The organism is uncultured Brevundimonas sp. (genome assembly GCF_963974615.1).
Classification (GTDB): Bacteria; Pseudomonadota; Alphaproteobacteria; order Caulobacterales; family Caulobacteraceae; genus Brevundimonas.
This window is the reverse complement of record NZ_CAXBDH010000036.1, coordinates 1-3355: the sequence shown is the minus strand read 5'-3', so window position 1 is coordinate 3355 and position 3355 is coordinate 1. Positions and strand designations below refer to the sequence as shown.

The 3355-nt window shown below is 65.2% G+C and carries 1 protein-coding gene; it reads left to right on the top strand.

From position 1 onward, the window contains the following. Positions 1-742 precede the first annotated feature (742 nt). On the top strand, positions 743-3193 hold the full coding sequence (gene gyrB / locus AAC050_RS14510; RefSeq protein WP_339915791.1) for a DNA topoisomerase (ATP-hydrolyzing) subunit B: 2451 nt from the start codon (positions 743-745) through the stop codon (positions 3191-3193). Positions 3194-3355: the final 162 nt, after the last annotated feature.

Below are 3355 nucleotides of genomic sequence, written 5' to 3'. Positions count from 1 at the left end.
TATCAGACGATCAACACACAAGGTGGGCGGCGGAGCCGCTCGGATGAGGGGGCTGTCAGGGACAAATCGGCTGTCAGGGCATTCGCAGGAACCATCCCCCTCATCCGTCTCGCGCTGCGAGCCACCTTCTCCCACGAGGGGAGAAGGACGCGCACTCTCCGAATTCCCGTCCCCAATCCCTTGCCCCGCACCACCTTGCCCCATTCTCCACCCCAACTTCCCACCCCCCTTCCATCCGCACCGATAATAGCCCCGTCCCGTCGCAAGGAAGGGCCGCCTGGCCTGCGACCTGGCGTGCGGCGGGAGTGGGGGAGCGGGGTCAGGGTCGGGCGAGGATACCCCGGCCGCTCCGGGACCGGGTCACAGGCCCGGCCCCGCCCGCGGCGATCGGTGCGGCTAGGCGGTAAGACCGTTGCCGACCGCACGCTCGTCGAAAATCCTCACGCGGAGCGTCGGTCTTCGTCGAAACGGTTAAATCAGAGTCTTCCGGGCGAAGGCCCGGCGCTCCGCCTGCCCTTCCATCACCGCCACCGGACCGGCGCGCGGGGCCTGCGGCTGCCCGTCATCCGCCGGACCGGAGGCCGCACCCCGGCGTCCCCGTATCCGCTCGCTTTTTCCGTGCGAATTCCTATATAAACACAGGACGGGAGCGGCCTGAATCGGTCAGCGCCCGAATGCTTAAATCGGCGGGCCGGGTCCGGTAGTTCAGACCCCTTCGGTGCCCGCGTCTCCGGACGATTGAATGACCGACCAGAACGACACGGCGCGCAACGATGATACCGCCGAAGAAGCCGCCTACGGCGCTGAATCCATCAAGGTTCTCAAGGGGCTGGATGCCGTTCGTAAACGGCCCGGCATGTATATCGGCGACACCGACGACGGTTCGGGCCTGCACCACATGGTCTATGAGGTGGTCGACAACGCCATCGACGAGGCCCTGGCCGGTCACGCCGACCTCGTCCAGGTCATTCTCAATTCCGATGGATCGGTCACCGTCACCGACAACGGTCGCGGCATCCCGACCGACATTCACGAGGGCGAAGGCGTCTCGGCGGCCGAGGTCATCATGACCCAGCTCCACGCCGGCGGTAAATTCGACCAGAATTCCTACAAGGTCTCCGGTGGCCTGCACGGCGTCGGCGTCTCGGTGGTCAACGCCCTGTCCGACTGGCTCGAGCTGAAGATCTACCGCAACGGCCAGACCCATCAGATGCGGTTCGAGCGCGGTGATACCGTCACGCCCCTGCGTGTCGTCGGCGATGCCCCGATGCGCGACAACGGCAAGGTGCTCAGCGGCACCGAGGTGACCTTCTATCCGTCGGTCACCACCTTCTCCCACATCGATTTCGACCTGAAGACGCTGGAACACCGGCTGCGCGAGCTGGCCTTCCTCAACTCGGGCGTGGTCATCCGGCTGGCCGACCTTCGCGGGGCGAGCCCGGTCGAACAGACCCTGCATTATGAGGGCGGGGTCGAGGCCTTCGTGCGCCATCTGGACAAGTCCAAGACGCCGATCCTCAAGGACGTCATCGTCATCCGGGGCAAGAAGGAAAACATCGAGATTGATCTCGCCCTGTGGTGGAACGATTCCTACCACGAGACGATGTTGTGCTTCACCAACAACATCCCCCAGCGCGACGGCGGTACCCACCTGTCGGCCTTCCGCACCTCCCTGACCCGGGTCATGAGCGCCTATATCGAGAGCTCCGGCGCGGGCAAGCGCGAGAAGGTCTCCTTCACCGGCGAGGACGCCCGCGAGGGCCTGACCTGCGTGCTGTCGGTCAAGGTGCCAGATCCCAAATTCTCGTCCCAGACCAAGGACAAGCTGGTCTCGTCCGAGGTCCGTCCGGCGGTCGAGGGCCTGTGCACCGAGGGTCTGTCGCAATGGTTCGAGGAACATCCCCTCGAGGCTAAACAGGTGGTCGGCAAGATCATCGAGGCCGCCTCGGCCCGTGAAGCCGCGCGCAAGGCGCGTGACCTGACCCGGCGCAAGTCGGCACTGGAAATCAGCTCCCTGCCCGGCAAGCTGGCCGACTGCCAGGAACGCGATCCGGCCAAGTCCGAACTGTTCATCGTCGAGGGCGATTCCGCCGGCGGCTCGGCCAAACAGGCCCGTAACCGCGAGAACCAGGCCGTCCTGCCCCTGCGCGGCAAGATCCTCAATGTCGAACGCGCCCGCTTCGACCGGATGCTGTCGTCAGAGCTGATCGGCACCCTGATCCTGGCGCTCGGCACCGGCATCGGCCGCGACGATTTCAACGCCGACAAGCTGCGCTATCACAAGATCATCCTGATGGCCGACGCCGACGTCGACGGAGCCCACATCCGCACCCTGCTGCTGACCTTCTTCTACCGGCAGATGCCGGAACTGATCACCCGTGGCCACGTCTATATCGCCCAGCCGCCGCTCTATAAGGTCTCCAAGGGCAAGCAGAGCCGCTACCTCAAGGACCAGGCCGAGATGGACTCCTACCTCATCGAGGAAGGCGCATCCGAGGCCGAGCTGGACCTGCCGACCGGCGAGCGCCGCACCGGCCTCGACCTGCAGTCCCTCGTGCGCGAGGCCAAGGCCTTCAAGGCCGGGGTTGATCGTCTCAGCCAGCGCGCCCCGGTCTTCGCCATCGAACAGTCGGCCCTCGCCGGCCTGTTCGCCGACGACGGCGTCGACCCGGCCGCCAAGGCCGCCGCCGCCGCCGTCCGCTTCAACCTCTATGCCGAGGAAGGCGATGGCGACTGGTCCGGTGCGCCCGGTGAGCAGGGGGCCATGGTGTTCGAACGCGTGCGCCGCGCCGTCACCGAACGTATCGTGCTGGAAGAGGCCCTGATCCGCTCACTGGACGCCCGCCGCCTGTCGGAACGGGCCACGGCCTTCGACGGCCTGTTCGACGCGCCCGCCCTGTACCGCCGCAAGGACAAGACCACGACCGTCCGCGGCCCGCTCGACCTGCTGAATGTCGTCCTCGACGCCGGCAAGAAGGGTCTGGCCATCCAGCGCTACAAGGGTCTGGGCGAGATGAATCCGGAACAGCTGTGGGAGACCACCCTCGACGCCAACGCCCGCACCCTGCTCCAGGTCGAGGTCGAGCACGAGGAAGACGCCAACGATCTGTTCGCCAAGCTGATGGGCGATGTGGTCGAGCCGCGTCGCGAGTTCATTCAGGAAAACGCCCTCGACGCCGCCGTCGACGTCTAGACCATTTTTGTTTCAGGTCGAATCGACCTGAATCCAAAAAATGGTCCAGATTCAAACTGGAGCGAAATCTGAGCCGAGTTGGACTGCGTCCAACTCAACCGATTTCGCTCTAGGTGTGGAGCCTCAACAGGTTGTCCTCGGCGAGGGCGAGTCTGCTGATGG